The organism is Polycladomyces zharkentensis, assembly GCF_016938855.1.
GTDB lineage: Bacteria > Bacillota > Bacilli > Thermoactinomycetales > JIR-001 > Polycladomyces > Polycladomyces zharkentensis.
The window spans coordinates 215804-234185 of the sequence record NZ_JAFHAP010000008.1; the positions used below are offsets into that span (position 1 = coordinate 215804).

Annotated in this window: 18 protein-coding genes; 12 read left to right on the top strand and 6 right to left on the bottom strand. The window is 53.8% G+C overall.

Features of this window, described 5'->3' with window-relative positions; translation table 11 throughout:
- Positions 1 to 7: 7 nt before the first annotated feature.
- The 3 genes from JQC72_RS08250 to JQC72_RS08260 all read right to left on the bottom strand — a co-directional run bounded on the left by JQC72_RS08250 (position 8) and on the right by JQC72_RS08260 (position 1867).
- Positions 8 to 1087 (bottom strand): M42 family metallopeptidase, encoded by a 1080-nt coding sequence (locus JQC72_RS08250; protein ID WP_302104608.1) that lies wholly within the window; start codon positions 1085 to 1087, stop codon positions 8 to 10.
- Between the two features lie 128 nt (positions 1088 to 1215).
- A complete protein-coding gene (locus JQC72_RS08255; RefSeq protein WP_205494681.1) occupies positions 1216 to 1548 on the bottom strand; it encodes a transcriptional regulator in 333 nt (110 codons plus the stop codon).
- Positions 1549 to 1711: 163 nt separating this feature from the next.
- The gene (locus JQC72_RS08260) at positions 1712 to 1867 is read right to left on the bottom strand and encodes a DUF896 domain-containing protein (protein ID WP_205495310.1); all 156 of its coding nucleotides are present in this window, start codon (positions 1865 to 1867) and stop codon (positions 1712 to 1714) included.
- 213 nt (positions 1868 to 2080) lie between these two features.
- On the opposite strand from JQC72_RS08260, the gene JQC72_RS08265 reads away from it, so the two are divergent.
- The 3 genes from JQC72_RS08265 to JQC72_RS08275 all read left to right on the top strand — a co-directional run bounded on the left by JQC72_RS08265 (position 2081) and on the right by JQC72_RS08275 (position 5080).
- Complete coding sequence (locus JQC72_RS08265; RefSeq protein ID WP_205494683.1) at positions 2081 to 3148, top strand: M42 family metallopeptidase; 1068 nt, start codon at positions 2081 to 2083, stop codon at positions 3146 to 3148.
- Positions 3149 to 3265: 117 nt separating this feature from the next.
- Positions 3266 to 4273, top strand: coding sequence for a phospho-N-acetylmuramoyl-pentapeptide-transferase (gene mraY, locus JQC72_RS08270; RefSeq protein WP_205494685.1), 1008 nt, complete (start codon positions 3266 to 3268; stop codon positions 4271 to 4273).
- The gene (locus JQC72_RS08275) at positions 4274 to 5080 is read left to right on the top strand and encodes an alpha/beta fold hydrolase (protein WP_205494687.1); all 807 of its coding nucleotides are present in this window, start codon (positions 4274 to 4276) and stop codon (positions 5078 to 5080) included. It begins immediately after the preceding gene.
- A 529-nt stretch (positions 5081 to 5609) separates the two neighbouring features.
- Here JQC72_RS08275 and JQC72_RS08280 read toward each other — a convergent pair.
- Positions 5610 to 6818 (bottom strand): MFS transporter, encoded by a 1209-nt coding sequence (locus tag JQC72_RS08280; protein WP_205494689.1) that lies wholly within the window; start codon positions 6816 to 6818, stop codon positions 5610 to 5612.
- Between the two features lie 135 nt (positions 6819 to 6953).
- Between JQC72_RS08280 and JQC72_RS08285 the strand changes: the two genes are divergently transcribed.
- The 9 genes from JQC72_RS08285 (at position 6954) to JQC72_RS08325 (ending at position 16034) form a co-directional block, all read left to right on the top strand.
- A complete protein-coding gene (locus JQC72_RS08285; protein ID WP_205494691.1) occupies positions 6954 to 7829 on the top strand; it encodes a LysR family transcriptional regulator in 876 nt (291 codons plus the stop codon).
- Between the two features lie 321 nt (positions 7830 to 8150).
- Positions 8151 to 8549 (top strand): carboxypeptidase regulatory-like domain-containing protein, encoded by a 399-nt coding sequence (locus tag JQC72_RS08290; RefSeq protein ID WP_205494693.1) that lies wholly within the window; start codon positions 8151 to 8153, stop codon positions 8547 to 8549.
- Positions 8550 to 9060: 511 nt separating this feature from the next.
- Positions 9061 to 9690 carry a TetR/AcrR family transcriptional regulator gene (locus JQC72_RS08295; protein ID WP_205494695.1) on the top strand — a complete coding sequence of 210 codons (630 nt, stop codon included), beginning with the start codon at positions 9061 to 9063 and terminating at the stop codon, positions 9688 to 9690.
- Positions 9691 to 9775: 85 nt separating this feature from the next.
- Positions 9776 to 10915 (top strand): acyl-CoA dehydrogenase family protein, encoded by a 1140-nt coding sequence (locus JQC72_RS08300; protein ID WP_205495311.1) that lies wholly within the window; start codon positions 9776 to 9778, stop codon positions 10913 to 10915.
- A gap of 38 nt (positions 10916 to 10953) precedes the next feature.
- Complete coding sequence (locus tag JQC72_RS08305) at positions 10954 to 11310, top strand: SCP2 sterol-binding domain-containing protein (RefSeq protein ID WP_302104609.1); 357 nt, start codon at positions 10954 to 10956, stop codon at positions 11308 to 11310.
- A gap of 61 nt (positions 11311 to 11371) precedes the next feature.
- The gene (locus JQC72_RS08310) at positions 11372 to 13216 is read left to right on the top strand and encodes an AMP-dependent synthetase/ligase (protein WP_205494697.1); all 1845 of its coding nucleotides are present in this window, start codon (positions 11372 to 11374) and stop codon (positions 13214 to 13216) included.
- A gap of 39 nt (positions 13217 to 13255) precedes the next feature.
- Positions 13256 to 14086 (top strand): SDR family NAD(P)-dependent oxidoreductase, encoded by an 831-nt coding sequence (locus tag JQC72_RS08315; protein ID WP_205494699.1) that lies wholly within the window; start codon positions 13256 to 13258, stop codon positions 14084 to 14086.
- Between the two features lie 11 nt (positions 14087 to 14097).
- Positions 14098 to 15252 carry a thiolase family protein gene (locus JQC72_RS08320; RefSeq protein WP_205494701.1) on the top strand — a complete coding sequence of 385 codons (1155 nt, stop codon included), beginning with the start codon at positions 14098 to 14100 and terminating at the stop codon, positions 15250 to 15252.
- Positions 15253 to 15257: 5 nt separating this feature from the next.
- Complete coding sequence (locus JQC72_RS08325) at positions 15258 to 16034, top strand: enoyl-CoA hydratase/isomerase family protein (protein ID WP_205494702.1); 777 nt, start codon at positions 15258 to 15260, stop codon at positions 16032 to 16034.
- Positions 16035 to 16047: 13 nt separating this feature from the next.
- Here JQC72_RS08325 and JQC72_RS08330 read toward each other — a convergent pair whose 3' ends face one another.
- Together JQC72_RS08330 and JQC72_RS08335 are read right to left on the bottom strand one after the other, a co-directional pair.
- Positions 16048 to 17088, bottom strand: coding sequence for an oxidoreductase (locus JQC72_RS08330; RefSeq protein WP_205494703.1), 1041 nt, complete (start codon positions 17086 to 17088; stop codon positions 16048 to 16050).
- The gene (locus JQC72_RS08335; protein ID WP_302104610.1) at positions 17085 to 17855 is read right to left on the bottom strand and encodes a DeoR/GlpR family DNA-binding transcription regulator; all 771 of its coding nucleotides are present in this window, start codon (positions 17853 to 17855) and stop codon (positions 17085 to 17087) included. The genes JQC72_RS08330 and JQC72_RS08335 overlap by 4 nt, the downstream gene beginning before the upstream one ends.
- Positions 17856 to 18382: the final 527 nt, after the last annotated feature.

Consider the following 18382-nt stretch of genomic DNA (forward strand, 5'->3'; position numbering starts at 1 on the left):
ATACGACTTAGTATTGATGGAGACGTTCCACAGTCGTGAGATCCAGCTTTTTCACCAGCGCGGTCAGCAATTGAACCAGCTGTTCCAAGTCATCTTCATGAATAATGGAAGTGTGGCTGTGGATATACCGTGACGGAATCCCTACGGAAATCGTCGGTACACCTTGATGGTGTAAATGAATGCGGCCGGCATCGGTGGCACCGCGGTCGATACTCTCATACTGCAATGGGATATCCAGCTCTTTTGCCGTATCCCTGAGCATCTGGAGCAAGCCGCGGTGTGCAATGTGCAGTGCATCGTAAATGACGACCAGCGGACCCTTTCCCAGATGACAGGGAGCTTGATCCGGCGAGGTGCCCGGTATGTCTCCGCCCAACCCCACATCGATCACGATGGCGACGTCCGGGTCCACCACGGCTGCGGAGGTTCCGGCACCGCGAATGCCCACTTCTTCCATGACCGTTCCCACCGCATACAGGGTGCCCGGTAACTCCTTCTGATCCAACCTGCGCATCACTTCCACGGCTACCGCGCAGCCCATTCGGTTGTCCATTGCTTTGGCCAACCAATACTTCGGATTGGCCATCACCGTAAACGGCGAGTGGGGGACGATGGGATCGCCGGGACGAACCCCCATGGCTTCGGCTTCGTTCCGGTCCGCCACCCCGATATCGATAAACAGATCCTTGAGTTCCACCGCTTCCTTACGTTTGGCGGGCGGGAGCGAATGGGGAGGCTGCGAGCCGATGACCCCCAGCAATGTACCTTGCTGAGTCCGAACTTCAACGCGCTGGGCCGGCAACACTTGGCTCCACCATCCGCCCAACGGTTGAAACTTCAAATAGCCTTCGTCGGTGATCCGGGTCACCATCCAACCCACTTCATCCAAATGTCCGGCCAACATCACCCGCGGTCGATCCTGCGTCCCCCGTTTTTCGGCAATCAGGGAACCGAGGTTGTCGGTGGTGATGTGATCGGCATGGGGTTCGACCCATTTCCGCATCACATCGCGTACCGGTTGCTCGTATCCTGATGGACCGAATGCTTCCGTCAGTTCTTTTAACATGACTTTCAATGATGCTTGCATCTCCGGTTCTCCTTTTTTACAGATTGGCATCATCAATATATGCGTCGACATATGGCACAAGGATTCCATTGCAGATGTTGATGACGATTTCATCATATCCTGTCAGAGACGGATGGACAACCGGTTTGCTAACGACTGGTTTCCACAGGACGCCATTGTTGGATCACCGAGCGGATGTCGTCCACCTTCTTCCAATATGCTTCCATCGTCGACCGACCTTTGGGTGTGATCCGGATGGTGGTTTGTGGAATTTTTTTGCGAATGAAGTGTTTGTCCACTTCAATCAGACCTGCTTCTTCCAATTTGGACAGGTGACACGACAGGTTTCCTTTTGTCAACCCGGTCAGTTCCTGTAAAAACAGGAACTCCGCTATAGTACAGGCATACAGAGCGGACATGATCGCCAGGCGGGCAGGCTCGTGCACGGTTTTGTCCAAACGCGCCAGTTCCTTGAAGGGCATCAAGGGGGATCACCTCGAAATAAATGGAAGATCTTTGTTTCATCATATAAGACAGATCAATTCATATCAACAACCGGTCTACACTACAAACCAAATGCAAAAAACAATTGGGCTGAAAGCCCGTAATTTCCCATACTTTGATATAATCAAAGCGGATGCCCGCTCAATCGACAAAACGAATGCGATCCAGTTGCTGTCGAAGCTGTCCGCGGATCGATTGCAAATAAGCCTGGCGAAGCTGGGCTTGTTCGCGCTTTTCCTCCGGGGTTAAGCCTTCATTTTTTTGCTTGCGGGCCAATTCGTTAATGCGTTGAATCATTTCTTTGGTAATCACGTCACTCACTCCTCTTTACACACTTTACCGGAAGTCGCGATGGATGGCAAGTCATTCGTGTATGCCCCAACAATCCCCGTGAAGGGGATCACGGGCAAAGCATCATCCCACAATGCAAATACCCAAAGGGTACTTCCTATGGACGCCCGCGGGCTTTTTGACAGCCATTTCTGTAAATGGAGAAAGGATGACGAACCAATGATTCAATGGGAACTGTTTCGAGAACTGACACAGACACCTGCAGCACCCGGTTTTGAACAGGAATTGCGCCGGGTGATACGCAAACACCTGGAACCGCTGGCCGATGAGGTTGTGCAGGACCGGTTGGGCAGCGTGTTCGGCGTCAAGCGGGGTGACGAGGAACACCCCCGGGTGATGGTGGCTGGACATATGGATGAAGTAGCCATGATGATCACCCGCATCACCGAAGATGGCTTTCTCAAATTCCAACCGTTGGGCGGATGGTGGAGCCAAGTGATGCTGGCGCAACGGGTGGAGATCATCAATGAAAAAGGAGAGCGAATCCCCGGTGTGATCGGCTCCGTGCCGCCTCATCTGTTGGATGTGGAAGCGCGTAAAAAGCCGGTGGACATTCAGAAAATGTTTATCGACATTGGTGCACGGGACAGGGATGAAGTCGAATCGCTGGGTATTCAGCCCGGTGATGCAGCCGTTCCTGTCTGTCCTTATGTGGAAATGGCCACCGGCAGACGGATCATGACCAAAGCGTGGGATAACCGCTTTGGTTGCGGGATGGCGATCGAGCTGTTGCGGGAACTGAAAGGCACTCCCCACCCCAATACCGTTTATGCGGGTGCCACCGTTCTGGAAGAGGTGGGCGCCCGCGGAGCGAAAACATCCGCCCAGATGATCGAACCGGATGTGTTTTTTGCCGTGGATGCAGGTCCGGCCGGGGATACACCCGGAGTGCGCGACGGATTCGGCAAACTCGGCAAAGGGGTGGTCATCCGCATCTTCGACCGGACGATGGTCACGCTTCCCGGTATGCGGGAGTTTTTGCTGGATACGGCGGAGTCAGAAGGGATTCCGTACCAGTTTTTCGTTTCCCAAGGGGGAACGGATGCCGGCCAAGCGCACCTGACAGGAAAAGGCGTGCCCTCCGCGGCGGTGGGCATCGTTGCTCGTTACATCCATTCCCATGCGTCCGTGATCGATAAAGAGGATGTGGAAGCGGCCAAGCAATTTTTGGTAGCGCTTGTCAAACGTCTTGACAAGTCTGCGCTGGAGTCGATCCGTGGGCATTGACGACGACAGATACCGGTTCACTCCTTGGAAATTCGAAATAGGCTACAGGGATTTGGGAATCTCTGGAGAACCCTACAGTAACCTCCCTGTTGCCGGCTCGGATTGTCCGGAAAGGAGATGAATCGGTTGTTGATCATCAATGTGTTGTTGGTGGCGCTGGGGATAACGATCGTGCTGTCCCCGGTGGTCATCCCCATTCTTCGCCGTTTGAAATTCGGCCAAAGCATCCGGGAAGAAGGACCACAGGGACACCTGAAGAAGGCGGGAACCCCGACGATGGGCGGTGTGATCTTTCTCACGGCGATCGTGCTGACCGTCATTCCGTTCAGTCAGCATTGGCTGAAAAGACTGGTCAACGCCGACGTGTTTTTTCTTTTGTTCGCCACCCTGGGCTATGGCATTTTGGGGTTTCTGGACGATTACATCAAAGTGGTGATGAAACGCAATTTGGGGTTGACCGCTCGCCAAAAGTTGTTGGGTCAGCTTTTCATCGGGCTGGTTTTGTTCTGGGTGTTGTTGGAAGTGCGGGTATTTCACCCCAACACGATCGGGTACATCTTTTCCGTTGGCGTACCGGGAACGGACTGGATCATCCACTTGAACTGGCTGTATCTTCCGCTGTTGTTGTTTATCATGATCGCCACTTCCAACGCTGTTAATCTGACAGACGGCCTGGACGGGTTGTTGGCGGGAACTGCTGTGGCCGCCTACACTGCCTATGCCGTGATCGGCTGGGTGCAAAGCAATCTGGCCGTGGTTCTGTTTGCAGTGGCCGTGATCGGGGCGTTGCTCGGGTTTTTGGCGTTTAACGCGCATCCGGCCAAAGTGTTTATGGGAGACACGGGCTCATTGGCGCTGGGAGGCGGATTGGCGGCATTGTCCGTCATCACCAAAACGGAATTGCTTTTACCGATTATCGGTGCGGTTTTTGTGGCGGAAGCCTTGTCCGTTATTTTGCAGGTGATTTCGTTCAAATGGCGGGGCAGACGCATTTTCCGCATGAGTCCGTTACACCACCATTTTGAGCTTTGCGGATGGTCCGAGTGGAAGGTGGTGGTCGTTTTCTGGATGGCTGGATGGATGTTCGCGGTGGCGGGGATCTATCTGGAGGTGTTCGTGAGATAAATGTTGTACCACCGGGATATCGGGTCCGGCATGCCGGTTCTGATGCTGCACGGATTCGGTCTGGATCACCGGTCGATGATGGGATATATGGAGCCGTTGTTTCAGAAACGGAACGGTTGGCGCAGAATCTATGCCGATTTGCCGGGAATGGGAAGAACCGGGGAGCTGGACGGGATCGAATGTGCGGACGACTTGTTGGGGGCCATTTTGTCGCTGATCGATGAGACCATCGGGGACCAAGCTTTTCTGATCGCGGGAGAATCCTACGGTGGCTATCTGGCACGGGGCGTTTTGGCCAAAAGGATCTCTCAAGTGGCCGGGATGCTCCTCGTCTGTCCGGTTGTAGAACCCGACAAAAGCAAACGAACTCTGCCGGAGCGGACCGTTTTGTATCGCGACGAATGCTTTGTGGCCACGTTGACTGACGAAGTGAAGGAGATGTGGGAATCCATTGCCGTGATTCAAGATCGAAAACATTGGGAGATGATGAAACGAGAGCTTCTTCCCGGTGAGGAATTATCCCGTTTGCACACCCGTTTTTTGGCCAAGATCAAACGGAACTACGCTTTCAACTTCAACCCGGACTTGTTGGATTCCCCTTTCGGTCACCCGGTGCTGATCGTAACCGGCCGACAAGATCACATTACCGGTTTCCACGATGCGTGGTCCCTGGTGAAAATGTATCCACGAGCCAGTTTTGCCGTGCTTGACGGCGCAGGACACAATTTGTCCATTGAGCAACGAGAGACGTTGCGTGTGCTGATTGGGGATTGGTTGGATCGGGTGATGAAATGCAACACGGTTTGAATAGCAAATCCAAAATGGCGGAAACCTATTTACAGAAACTGCCGCCTAAAAGCCCACGGCGACCATAGGAAGTACCCTTGGGGTATTTTAATCGTGGGATGAAAGGCGGCGTTGCTCGGAATCCCCCTTGTGGAACGTATGAGCGGTGCTCATCCCACTGGTTATGGGTTCCGTTCCTTAAAAACGTTATGGTATGGGGTTCCAGCGGCGAATCAGTCTCTCCCGCTGGGTAAAACCATAAGAGTGAAAAAAGGAACTGGGACACTGGTAATACCACGGGCACTTCCGTTGGTCGCAGGTGTCCCGCCCATGCGGGTACATACAGCCCAGCTGTAGAACTGCATGGGATGGGCTGATGAGACAGCCCTGAACTTGGGAGTTGTCCGAAACAGAAATGGACTGAGGACGTGAACTACCCAAGAATCCCACGGCGACCATAGGGAGTGCCTGTGGTACTTCAGCCGTGTGGAGTCTCAACATCAACAAACCCCCCAATGATGAATATGGGGGGTTCTGCAAGCAGAGAAGTTTAATGTTTGGCGGAAACAGACGGGCCCTGTTTTCCATGTGCAAGAACAAAGGTGAGGAGCAATGCCAACAACAGCATCGTACCGATCATGGAGATAACGCCGTCCCATCCGAATCGGCTCCAAAAGAGACCGCCGCTGGTACCCATCACACTGGAACCGAGATAGTAGAAGAGCAGATACAACGACATGGCTTGCGTTTTGTACCGGTGTGCCTGTTTCCCCACCCAGCTGCTCACAACTGAGTGGCTGCCAAAGAAGCCGAACGTGAACAAGGCTACACCCGTGATTTTGACAACCAAATGCGGGTTGATCGTCAGTACGGCACCCAACAACATGATGCCAATCCCGTACCACAAAACGGTGGAGCGTCGGAACCGGTCGGCCAATCGTCCCATCCACGCGGAGCTGAATGTGCCGACCAGATAGACGATAAAGATCAACCCGACACTGGTTTGGCTCAAATCATAAGGGGGTGCCATCAACGGATAACCGATGTAGTTGTATAAGGTGACAAAACCGCCCATCAGCAAAAATCCGATACCATAAAGACAAATAAGTGCAGGATCTTTTAAGTTACGCAACAATGATGACCACAGCCGACGCCAAGTGGTCCGTTTCGGAGAAAAATGGTGCGAATCCGGCAAGTTGCGCCAAAACCACAAACTGATTAGTATACCGATCACACCCATAACGCCCAGTGCCACATGCCAGGAAAACTTCTCCGTCAGCCACCCTACCACCAGACGACCCGTCAATCCTCCCAATGCACTGCCGCCGACATAGATGCCCATCACACGCCCCATGTTTTTGGGATGAAATTCCTCATTCACATAGACCATGGCGATCGCAGGAAACCCGGCAAGTACGATCCCCTGCAACGCACGAATCACCAGTAACAACGAGAAGCTGGGGCTGAATGCGGCCAAGATCGACAAAATCGCGGAGAGCATCAGCGAAACCGTCATGATGGGTTTGCGCCCTTTCGATTCGGATACCACCGAGATGATCAGCATGCATACCGCAAGGGCGCCGGTTGTCAGCGACAGCGACAGGCTGGCCGATGCGGGTGAGACGTGAAACTGTTTTGCCAACAGTGGAATCAACGGCTGTGTACTGTATAGCGATGCGAACGTGACAAAGCTGCCTAAAAACAGGGCGGAAATTGCTTTTCCATAGTCATTGCTTCCTCTTTCGATATAATCATCCACTGTGTGTCATCCCTTCCAACGACTCTAAATCATGACCTGATTCACTGTATCATCTTACGCTTGACAGCTCATATTGTCCAATTTATTATTTGCATGAGTTTCATGCGTTTTGGTTATGGATTGGAGGGGATGTACATGGAGTGGCAACAGCTGGAATACTTTCAAACGGTTGCACGGGAGCAGCATTTTACCCGTGCCGCAAAAAAGCTTGCCATCTCCCAACCGGCACTGAGCCGCTCGATCGCCCGGTTGGAAGAAGAATTGGGAGTTCCGCTGTTTGAGAGGTCCGGCCGTTCCATTCGCCTCAATCGTTATGGAGAGATGTTTTTGGAGCAAGTGGATGCCGCTCTCGGTCTGATAAACGAAGGCGTGCAAAAACTGCGGGACATGGTGGACCCTGAGCGGGGTACGGTGTCGCTGGCGTTCCTGCATACTTTGGGAACACATTTGGTACCGGATTTATTGGGTTCTTTTCGAAAGGAACACCCGCACATTCAGTTCCAATTGTTCCAAGACGCCTCTTCCGTTCTGTTTGAGCGGTTAAAGGCAGGGGAATTGGATCTGTGCCTGTCGTCCGGACCCGTAAAAATGTCGGGTGTGGTGTGGGAAGAATTGTTTCGGGACGAGTTGTACGTGATTGTTCCCGAACACCATCCATTGGCCGATCGGGACGAAATCAACCTGTGGGAAATTGCGGACGAACCGTTTATCTCCCTGAAGAAGGGATACGGTTTGCGCGCATTGACCGACCGACTGTGCCGACAAGCGGGATTTACGCCGAACATCACGTTTGAGGGAGAAGAGGTGACCACTGTGGCCGGTCTGGTTTCCGCCGGGTTGGGGGTGGCGCTCATTCCGGAAACCGGAGGGGAAGATATGCGACAAATCCGGCGCTTACATGTGAGATCCCCGCATTGTCAGCGTGTGATCGGGATCGCGTGGGTGGAAGGGAGGTACCTGTCTCCGGCCGCGAAGTTGTTTCGCCAGTTTGTGTTGGACCATTTTCGGTGAGGAATGGTCGGGCAAGTGAGCTGAAACCCATCTTGCCCGACAAAACCTTGGGTATCATTTCTAACACTCTCATACACTCTTCCGGTATGCAGCGGATACTTATGGAGGGTTGGATCTCCGGTTTGCCGAAGCTCGTACAAATGTGGAACGAATACAGGATATGGTGCCATAGGAATTCACGCTTATGGTACAGGGAACGGCGAAGTGTATCATCATGGCCCTCGACTGTGGCCATATGCTGCAGCCGTTCTACTTGATTTTGCCCATTATGAGTGATCGTCGTGAGGAGGTGTACCAGTGTGTTGGCTGAGGTGTTTCCTTGTGATTTTTTTGATGGGCTCCGTTATGGGTTGTGTACAGGATGATAATCAACCATCACAACATAGCCAACAACCCACTAAGCACATACAGGAACCACCAAACACTGAACAACCAACACCTTCCGAGGAAAGAGAAATCGTGAAGTTGTCAGGCAAGGTAGAAGATACAGAAGGGAAACCGATTCAAGATGTTGCCATTCTCCCTGAACCCCAATTCAAGCTGAAATACCCTTGGAAGGAAATCGGCTATCTTACAAGTAAAAAAGGGACATACACGGTGTCTTTGGAACCAGGCCCGTACAAGATCACAACCAAAAAAAGCGGATATGAAATTCAGACCAAAAGAGTCATGGTGAAGGAAAATACCGTAGTGAACTTTGAGCTCAAAAGAGAAAAATGATATTTATCTAAAATAAAATGAGACTTGATCATCCCAAAATCAGCACATAGACAGGTATCAAACTAACCGATATAAACCCGCAAATGAAAAAGACCTCCTTATGGGTATTGGGGGGGAGAGGGGAACCCCTCTATTTTTTCTGGGGGTGTGGATGTTTTCCTTCGTTTCCCATCTTAGGAGGGACGACGACGATTCACGAAATGGGGAGCCACTCTGGAAAATGAGTGGTTTTTTGTCTTGAAAACGAACGTTTTTGAGACTTTCCGACGAAGCCCCTTGTGTTGCCGCCAACAGGCTTTATTTCGGTCTCAAAAGTCATTATCAAACTCAATGTATCAATAGTGACCATTTATGGTAACTACTTTACCCCTGGTGAGAGCTCCAAAATGCTCATTGAAAACATCGCGCATAAATTATTAATCAATTTTAAATAAGCAGAACGGATTGACAATTGGGTTCAACTATTCTACAATACCAGTACGTACTGGTATCAATCAGGGAGTGATCGATCGTGCAACCTTTACTTTTCACCACCAAGATGCCGCAACATGCCCGGGACAAGATTCTGTTTGCCGCTCTGCAGCTCTTCACCTCCAAAGGGTTTCAGGAAACATCCATCCTGGAAGTGGTGGAGACGGCCCGGGTCTCCAAAACCACCTTTTACAACTTTTTCCGCAACAAAGAGGAACTCCTCGTCCGCTTGTTCGAGCAGCTGGCAGAAGAGATCCTGGATGAGGTGAAACGGGCTGTACGCGAGGAGAAACAGGCCACTTACAAAGGGTTTGCCGGAATTCGTCGATACCTCCAACTGTGCACAGAACGGGATTCCGTCGCCCGTCTGTTGTTGATCACAGCCGCCGGTGTGAGTGGGGAAGTGGAGGCGGTGCGCCGGAAGGCACATGCCCGCTTTGCCCGCCTGATTCAACGGACGGCACTGGAGGTCATGCCGGAAAAGGTTTCGGAAGCAGAAATCGAGGTGGTGTCCAAGGCGATGGTAGGGGCGGTCAATGAAGTGGTGATCCAGCGGGTGGCCGATGGATCGGAAGAAATGGACATCGATCATCTGGCCCGGCTGCTGAATCGGATTGTGGTGAGCTCCTTCACGAATCTGACCGTGGGGCGCCCCACTCCGTCAAAGTAGTCGGATGATCCCTGATGCATACCGGTACGCATGAGAATTGAAGGGAGGCGTGACCATGTTTACCCGGCAGGGACAGCAGTCTTCCTTGTGTTTTCAACTTTCCCCGGAACAGGAAGAGTTGCGTAAGTGGGCACACGGATTTGCAGAGAAGGAGATTCGTCCGGTGGCTGCGGAGTACGACGAGCGGGAAGAGTTTCCCATGGAAGTGTTCAGAAAGGCAGCCAAAGCAGGCTTGACCAGTTTTGCCTGCCCCGAGGAGTACGGTGGCGGCGGGTTGACCAGTGTGATGGCCGCTTGTCTCATTAATGAGGAACTGTTCTGGGGATGTGCCGGCATCGCCACTTCCATCTCGGCGATCGGACTCGCAGGTCTCCCCATCTACTACATGGGGACCGAAGAGCAAAAGAAAAAGTGGCTCCCCTATCTCTGTGATCCGGAAAATCCCCGTCTGGGCGCCATGGCGCTGACGGAACCGGGGGCTGGCTCCGATGTGAAGGCGATCCAGACAAGGGCGGTGTTGGACGGGGACGAGTGGGTTCTCAACGGCCGTAAATGTTTCATCACCAATGGCGGAATCGCCGATCTTTACGTGATTTTCGCCAAAACAGACCCGGATGCGGGCTATCACGGGGTGTCTGCCTTCATCGTTCCCGGAGATACGCCGGGGCTGTCGGGAGGCAAGAAGGAGCGGAAGATGGGGATTCGCGCTTCCCACACCGGCGATGTCATTCTGGAGGATGTCAGGGTTCCCAGGGAAAACCTGCTCGGTGAGGAGAACATGGCATTCTTCGGGGCGATGAAAATGCTGGAGTATTCCCGTCCTGCAGTGGCCGCCGCAGCGGTCGGCGTAGCCCGGGCCGCATACGAATATGCATTGGAGTATGCCAAGCAGCGGGTGCAGTTTGGTCGGCCGATCATCAAAAACCAGGCTATCGCCTTTATGTTGGCGGATATGAAAACCAAGATTGATGCAGCCCGGTTGCTGACATGGAGAGCGGCGGATTTGGCGGACCGGGGAGAGTCCTGCGCTGTGGAAGGGAGCATGGCCAAAGCCTTTGCGGCGGAGACGGCCATGGAGGTAACCACCAATGCGGTGCAAATTCTGGGCGGTTATGGCTACATGCGGGATTATCCGGTGGAAAAATGGATGCGGGATGCCAAGATTCTGTCCATCTATGAAGGGACAACTCAAATTCAGAAAAAAGTGATTTCCGCTGGATTATAAAACATTTTCATTAATCAAAAAAATAGGAGGAATTCATGATGAGCAATCGTTACAGTGCCGACATGAAAACGGCTGAGGTGTTTCAGGAAATCGAGAAGCGAATCAATGAGAATCCCAAACCTGTTGAAGGAATTGAAAGCGTTTACCAGTTTGAGTTGAGCGGGGACGACGGAGCAACCTACCAGCTGCACCTGTCCAACGGTACCGCCAAAGTGGTGGAGGGGCCGACGGATTCCGCCGATTGCACGTTGCAGATGGACGCCAAGGATTTTAAAGACATGCTGTTGGGCAATTTGAACGGAACGGCGGCATTCATGACCGGGAAGCTGAAGATCAAAGGCGATATGAGCAAGGCGATCAAGCTGCAGACCATTCTCAGCAAATACGAAGTATGACGACGGGGCCGGGGTGAGGGAGAAGCCGTACGAGGTTCACCATGATGGGAGGCCGGTGTCCATGAAGCCGAATAATCTGCTGGACATGGTACGGCGAACGGTAAACAATTTTCCGGACAAAACGGCATTGATGTACAAAAACGACGGGCTGTACAAGGGCATCACCTACCGCCAACTGTGGGAACAGATACGGGATACAGCTGCAGGGCTGGCCCGTCTCGGATTGCGGAGCGGGGATAAAGTGGCTCTCATCTCCGAGAACCATCCCTATTGGCCGGTGACGGATTTGGCTGTCGCCAGCCTGGGCGGGGTGAGTGTGCCGGTGTATCCGACGTTGCCTGCGGATCAGGTGGCCTTCATCCTGAAAAACGCGGATTGCCGGATGGCCGTGGTCGAGGACGAAGATCAGCTGGAAAAAATCCGGGATTACAGAACGGAACTGACACACATCGTGATCATGAAACCGGGTCCGGGTTTCACTGGGGATCAAGGTATTCTCACTTTTGATACTTTACTGAAGGAAGGCGCCGCGCATCCCCTGGAGAATTGGGAGAAAGAGCTGAATCGGATCGGCCGCGATCATCTGGTCACAATCATTCACACTTCCGGTACGACCGGCCGCCCCAAAGGCGTGATGCTCACTCACGGCAATTTCTTGGCCAACATGGAGGGGGTTCATTTCTGGTGTCTGGAAGTGCGCCCCGATGATGTGTTTCTCTCTTATCTCCCCCTGTCTCACGTCTTTGAGCGAATGGCAGGGCAATACATCCCTTTCTCCGTGGGGGCGACGATTGCTTACGCGGAAAATGTCAACACCATTCAGGAGAATTTGCAGGAAGTCAAACCCACGGTGATGACCAGCGTACCCCGTCTGTTTGAAAAGGTGTACGCCCGGGTTCAGGAACAGGTCAATGCGGGAACACCGTTGCGGCGCAAGATTTTCGATTGGGCGATCCGGGTGGGGATGGAGCGGTATGAATACTATTTGCGCACCCCCATTGACGAACTCCTGCTGGGGGACGGTATGCCTCCGAAGTTGAAACGGCAATGGAAGATCGCCGAACGTCTCGTCTACCGTAAGGTAAAAGAACGCCTCGGCGGGAGGATCAGGGGGATGGTCTCCGGCGGAGCGCCGCTTAACCCGGAGATCGCCCGATTCTTTTGGGCGATCAACCTGCCGGTACTGGAAGGGTATGGTATGACGGAGACGGCTCCCGTGATCGCGACCAATCCGATGGTTCGAACGAAGATCGGCACGGTGGGAAAACCGCTGCCCAACTTGGAAGTACGCATCGCTGACGACGGGGAAGTGCTGGTCAAGGGACCCAACGTGATGCAGGGATACTACAAAAACCCGGAAGCCACCAACGAACAGATTCGGGACGGATGGTTGCACACGGGGGACCTGGGGGAGCTGGACGAGGACGGGTACCTGAAAATCATTGACCGCAAGAAAAACCTGATCATCTTGTCCACCGGAAAAAACCTTGCTCCTCAACCCGTTGAAAACGCCATCAACAACAGTCCCTACATCGCCCAGTCCGTCCTGATCGGCCACGGGCGCAAGTACGTGATCGCTTTGGTGGTGCCCGACTTTGAGAATCTGGAGCCTTGGGCCCGGAAACAAGGATGGCCCACCGAATCCCGGGAAGCGTTGGTCCGCCGCGCCGAGGTGAAAGAGTTGCTGCAACGAGAGGTACAACGGCTGACTGCCGGTTTTGCCTCCTACGAGCAGCCGAAAAAAGTGCTCGTGGCGGAAAAGGAATGGACCGTCGAAGACGGTGAGCTCACGCCTACCCTCAAGGTGCGGGTGAAGGAAATCGAGAAGCGGTACCGGGAAGCCATTGATCGGGCTTACGACGAAGAGACGCCGTCGAAAACGGAAATGGCCACGGTACAAGCTTAAATGATTGATTATTCATTCAGAGGATGGGAGGGAAGATGGATGACGTATTCGCTGGAAGGAAAAGTGGCATTGGTGACGGGTGCCTCCCGGGGATTGGGCCGTGCGGATGCGCTTGCCTTGGCCAGGGCGGGAGCTGACGTGGTGATTACGGATATCCTCTTGGAAAGCGAAAATAACGAAGAAATCGCCGAAACATACGGGCCGATCAGCCAAGTGATGCAATCCACCGGTGTCGTTTATGCCGAAAAAACGGCGGAAGAGATCCGCAAAATGGGACGGCGTTCCATGGCCATCCGCATGGATGTGACCGATCGGGAGCAAGTGGCGGAAGTGTTCCGCCTCGTGAAGGAGGAGATGGGGGGGATCCACATTCTCATCAACAACGCGGGGACATTGGATCACGTTTCCCAGATCGAACATCAGAATGACGCCTTTTGGGAACGGGATCTGAAAGTCAATCTGACCGGCGCCTACAACACCACCAAGGCCGTCTGGCCGATCATGAAGGAGCAAAAGTGGGGACGGATCATCAACATGGCTTCCGTGGCCGGCACGCTGGGTGGTTTCGGTCAGGCGAGCTACTCCGCCACCAAAGCGGGAATTTTGGGGTTCACCAAGAGCATGGCCTTGGAGGGGGCGCGCTACAACATCACCGTGAATGCGATCGTTCCGGGGATTATCAACACCGAGGCCTTCCAGATGATCAATCCCAAGATGAAGGAGCGAATGATCCAGCGCACCGCTTTCAAACGGCCGGGAGAACCGGAGGATATCGCCCATGCGATTTGTTTCCTGGCCTCGGATCACGCTCGCTACATCACCGGGATCGAACTGAACGTCTCCGGCGGAATCGAACTGTTCACCTTTTAGGAGGGATCGGGATGAAGCAGGACAGGGACGCCGTGATCCTGGATGCCGTCCGGACGCCGATGGGGCGAAAAAAGGGAATGCTGAGCCGGACGCGGCCTGATGAGATGGCGGCGCACGTGTTGTCCGGGATCGTGGAACGAAACGGTATCGATCCGGGGGCGGTGGAGGATGTCAAAATGGGCTGTGTCACCCAGATCGGGGAACAGGGGTACAACATCGGCCGACTCGCCGCTCTGATTGCCGGGTTTCCGGTGGAGGTGTGTGGGGTCAGTTCCAATCGGATGTGCGGTTCCAGTCTGGAGACGCTGAATCAGGCGGCGCACGAAGTGATGGCGGGGATGGGAGACCTGTTCATTGCCGCCGGGGTGGAGAGTATGAGCCGTGTTCCCATGGGCAGCGACGGGGGCAACTTCAGCGAAAAACTGACGGACCGGTATACGATCATCCCCCAGGGTTTTTCCGCGGAGATGATCGCCTCCCGGTGGGGGTTGTCCCGGGAAGAGCTGGATTCTTTTTCCTATGAAAGTCACCAAAAAGCGATAAAGGCGAGACGGGAAGGGCGTTTCGACAACGAAATCCTGCCCATTGAAGTGGAGGATGAAAGCGGAAACATCCGACGCATGGAAGTCGACGAGACTCCCCGGGAGGATACCGATCTGCAAAAGATGGCCGCGTTGGAACCTTCGTTTCAGGCCGACGGCGTCGTCACCCCCGGTAACTCCAGCCAGATCTCCGACGGTGCCGCCGCCGTTCTCATCGCTTCCCGCAAAAAGGCGAAGGAGCTGGGCATCCGCCCCCGGGCCCGCATTGTGGCCACCGCCACTGCGGGTGTGGACCCGACGATCATGCTGACCGGCGTGATCCCGGCGACGGAGAAGGTGTTGAAAAAAGCGGGACTGCAGATGGAGGACATCGATCTTTTCGAAGTGAATGAAGCTTTCGCCTCCGTGGTGCTGGCTTGGCAACGTGAAACCGGTGCCCCGTGGGAAAAAGTGAATGTCAACGGCGGGGCGATCGCCCTGGGCCACCCCCTCGGGGCCAGCGGTGCCCGAATCACAGCCACGTTGGTCAATGAGATGGAGCGGCGGAAATCCCGTTTCGGCCTGATTACCATGTGTATCGGTTTTGGAATGGCCATCGCCACCATCCTGGAGCGGGAGGAGTAAGGGACATGTGGAAGCATTTTTTGGTGGAAAAACGAGATTTCGTCACCACGGTCACCATCAACCGCCCTCCCTACAACACCTTGAGTGTGGGCACATTGGAGGAGTTGGGCCGGATTCTGGACAACCTGGAAGCGGATGAGGAAACACGGGTGATTCTGCTGACGGGGAGCGGGGATCGCGCTTTTTCCGCCGGAGCTGACATGACGGAGTTCGGCCAGGCGGAAGGGGGGCCCGAGGCAACCATCCGCAAAGTGCACACCTTGTTCCAGCGCATGGAGCACTTTCCGAAACCGATTATCGCCGTGATCAACGGCTACGCGCTGGGCGGAGGATGTGAGCTGCAAATGGCCTGCCATCTGGCAGTGGCCTCGGATCAGGCACGGCTGGGTCTCCCGGAAGTCAAACGGGGCATTCTCCCCGGTTACGGCGGAACCCAGCGCATGGCGCGTCTGATTGGAAAACGACGGGCGCTCTATTACATGCTGCGGGGGGAACACATCTCTGCCGAAGAGGCGAAAAGCTGCGGTCTGATCAATGAAATCTTCCCTCACGACCAACTCCGTGAAAAAGCCTTTGAGCTGGCCGCCTCCATGGCCCGGGGCTCCGCGCCTTTGGCGATGCGGGGGATTATTCGGGCTGTGGGGCGGGGATTGGAACAATCCCTGGAGGAAGGATTGGCCTTGGAAACGGAAGAAATGATGAAGGTGGTCGTTTCCGAGGATGCCGCCGAAGGGATTCAGGCATTCTTCAGCAAACGGGAACCGGAATTCAGGGGAAGGTAGTCTCCTTCCCCTTTCATTCAAACGAAATGACGCGTTTTTCCCGATGGCTCCGTATGGCACATTCGATTACCTTGATCACGTCACGGGCTTCTTCAGCGGTGACAGGTGCCGGTTTTTCCGACCGGATGGCCTCGACGATCCCTTCATAATAAGCGTGATAGGTTCCCGGCAGGGTTTCTACCCGTCCTTTTACCGATAATCCACCGATCTCCACGGTGAGTTCCCCGTCATGCTCTTCCTGACCTACTCCGTATCCCTGATCCCCGGGAACGATTCCCCGTTTCAACTGGTCTTCCTGCGGGTCCAGTCCGTATTTGACGAAACTTCCTTTCTCTCCGTGAATCTGAAAACGCGGACCTTCCCCTCGGACCAGCGATCCGGAATGCAAGACGACCTTTAACCGTCCATAATCCAACACCAGGTGGAAATAATCCACGATTTGGGCTCCTGTCCGTTGCGCCGCCAAGTCGGCCCAGACGGTTCGGGGCGGTCCGAAGAGTACCAACGCTTGGTCGATCAGGTGGGAACCCAGGTCGTACAAAGTACCCGCACCCGGGATGTCGTGCTCCCGCCAGCGGTCGCGCACTTTCGGCCGATAACGGTCATAGTGGGCCTCATACAGGGCGAGTTCCCCCAGGCACTCCGATTCGATCAACCGTCGAACAGTGAGGAAATCGTTATCCCAACGACGGTTATGGTACACGCTGAGCACAACACGGTGTTTTCGTGCCAGATCGATCAGTTCGTCCGCTTCTTCCGTGGTAATGGTGAAGGGCTTTTCCACCACCACATGTTTGCCTGCCGTGATCGCCTCCTTGGCGTACGGATGATGGAGGGTGTTGGGGGTAGCCACCACGACCAAGTCAATGTCCTGTCGTGCCAACAGCTGATCCGTCGTGGAAACGACGTCCACATCCGGAAGATCGCGCAGCACTTTGTCCGGGTTGGAGGAAACGACGGCAGCCAACTCCACCCCTTTTACCCGCCGGATCAACGGGGCATGAAACACCTTGCCCGACAAACCGTAGCCGATCAAGCCCACTCGAATGGTCATCTGCTTTCTCCTCCTGCGATCAACATTTGTACGTCGTGTTGTTCCAATAGCTTTCGAAACACATCGTCCGGCTGCTGTTCCGTCACGATGAAGTCGATGTCTTCCCAGGAACAGACGGAATGAAACAGGGTCTTTCCAAACTTGGTGGCGTCCGCCAACACCACGGTCCGGTCCGCACGCCGGATCATTTCCCGTTTGACGAATGCTTCTTCCGGATTTGCACTGGTCAACCCCTCTTCCGACAACCCGCATGCGCCGAGAAACAGCCAGTCCACCCGGTACTGGCGGAGCATCTCCACGGTTTGCGTACCGACGATGTTTCGGTGCCAGGGATTCAGTTGTCCACCCAGCAAATAGACGGTGGCCCGACCGCTTTTGGCCAGTGTGTCGGCGATATCGATTGAATTGGTCACGGCAATCAAATCGCGGACATAGACCGCTTCCGCCGCACACTGAACGGTGGTGGAAGCGTCAAACAGCACGTGATCACCGTCGCGGATCAACGCGGCAGCCGTCCGACCGATCGCCCGCTTGGCTTCGTGATGGACACGGTCTTCATAGTGAATGGCCTCATGGGTCAATGGCGGACGGATGGCGCCTCCCCGGACACGGACGATCATGCGGTCTTCTTCCAGCTTGACCAGATCGCGCCTGGCCGTATCGCGCGAAACACCAAATCGTTCGCAGATCTGCTCAATACTGATCTTCCCGTGTTGCTTCAGGTGTTCCACAATTGCCAACAACCGCTCTTCCTGTGTCAAACGCATCCCCTTTCATTAAAATTACGTGCGTTATTATAAGTGTAATCCTTAAATACCCGGTGTACAAGCATAATGATTAGACCGGATGCTATCGTAAGATTACCTTTACAATCAAATAAATCTGTTACACTGACAGCAATTAACATAAATCACACTCGATGCCGTTTCTGATGTAGGAGGCCTGACCCCAAAATCTATCTTATGATGGAAAAGGGTGCCTTCTTATGATGTTAAAACATCTGGTTAATGTTACAACAGCGATCAATTAGAACACCTTTTGGTAATTCATCTGCGACACCTAGTAGTCGCTACCTTCGTAATTAACAGAAAATTATACCATCACAATATCTTGGTCACTTCCCCACACTTGTCAATAAATTTTTCATCGACATAATGTTGTAAAAATGTTAATTTAACTGCCTGAGGGAGTGAAGTGGCATCAAATAGTTATGAGAAAAGGACGGTTAATTTTCATGTCGTTCTTCCAGACTTGTGAATGAACAGCTTATTTACCAGAACATCATAGTCAATTC

What these genes read in the sequence shown, in the direction of transcription:
- JQC72_RS08250 (WP_302104608.1), bottom strand. Translation starts at nt 1,087, where the DNA reads ATGCAAGCATCATTGAAAGTCATGTTAAAAGAACTGACGGAAGCATTC.
- JQC72_RS08255 (WP_205494681.1), bottom strand. Translation starts at nt 1,548, where the DNA reads ATGCCCTTCAAGGAACTGGCGCGTTTGGACAAAACCGTGCACGAGCCT.
- JQC72_RS08260 (WP_205495310.1), bottom strand. Translation starts at nt 1,867, where the DNA reads ATGATTCAACGCATTAACGAATTGGCCCGCAAGCAAAAAAATGAAGGC.
- JQC72_RS08265 (WP_205494683.1), top strand. Translation starts at nt 2,081, where the DNA reads ATGATTCAATGGGAACTGTTTCGAGAACTGACACAGACACCTGCAGCA.
- mraY (WP_205494685.1), top strand. Translation starts at nt 3,266, where the DNA reads ATGAATCGGTTGTTGATCATCAATGTGTTGTTGGTGGCGCTGGGGATA.
- JQC72_RS08275 (WP_205494687.1), top strand. Translation starts at nt 4,274, where the DNA reads ATGTTGTACCACCGGGATATCGGGTCCGGCATGCCGGTTCTGATGCTG.
- JQC72_RS08285 (WP_205494691.1), top strand. Translation starts at nt 6,954, where the DNA reads ATGGAGTGGCAACAGCTGGAATACTTTCAAACGGTTGCACGGGAGCAG.
- JQC72_RS08305 (WP_302104609.1), top strand. Translation starts at nt 10,954, where the DNA reads ATGAGCAATCGTTACAGTGCCGACATGAAAACGGCTGAGGTGTTTCAG.
- JQC72_RS08310 (WP_205494697.1), top strand. Translation starts at nt 11,372, where the DNA reads ATGAAGCCGAATAATCTGCTGGACATGGTACGGCGAACGGTAAACAAT.
- JQC72_RS08315 (WP_205494699.1), top strand. Translation starts at nt 13,256, where the DNA reads ATGACGTATTCGCTGGAAGGAAAAGTGGCATTGGTGACGGGTGCCTCC.
- JQC72_RS08320 (WP_205494701.1), top strand. Translation starts at nt 14,098, where the DNA reads ATGAAGCAGGACAGGGACGCCGTGATCCTGGATGCCGTCCGGACGCCG.
- JQC72_RS08325 (WP_205494702.1), top strand. Translation starts at nt 15,258, where the DNA reads ATGTGGAAGCATTTTTTGGTGGAAAAACGAGATTTCGTCACCACGGTC.
- JQC72_RS08330 (WP_205494703.1), bottom strand. Translation starts at nt 17,088, where the DNA reads ATGACCATTCGAGTGGGCTTGATCGGCTACGGTTTGTCGGGCAAGGTG.
- JQC72_RS08335 (WP_302104610.1), bottom strand. Translation starts at nt 17,855, where the DNA reads ATGCGTTTGACACAGGAAGAGCGGTTGTTGGCAATTGTGGAACACCTG.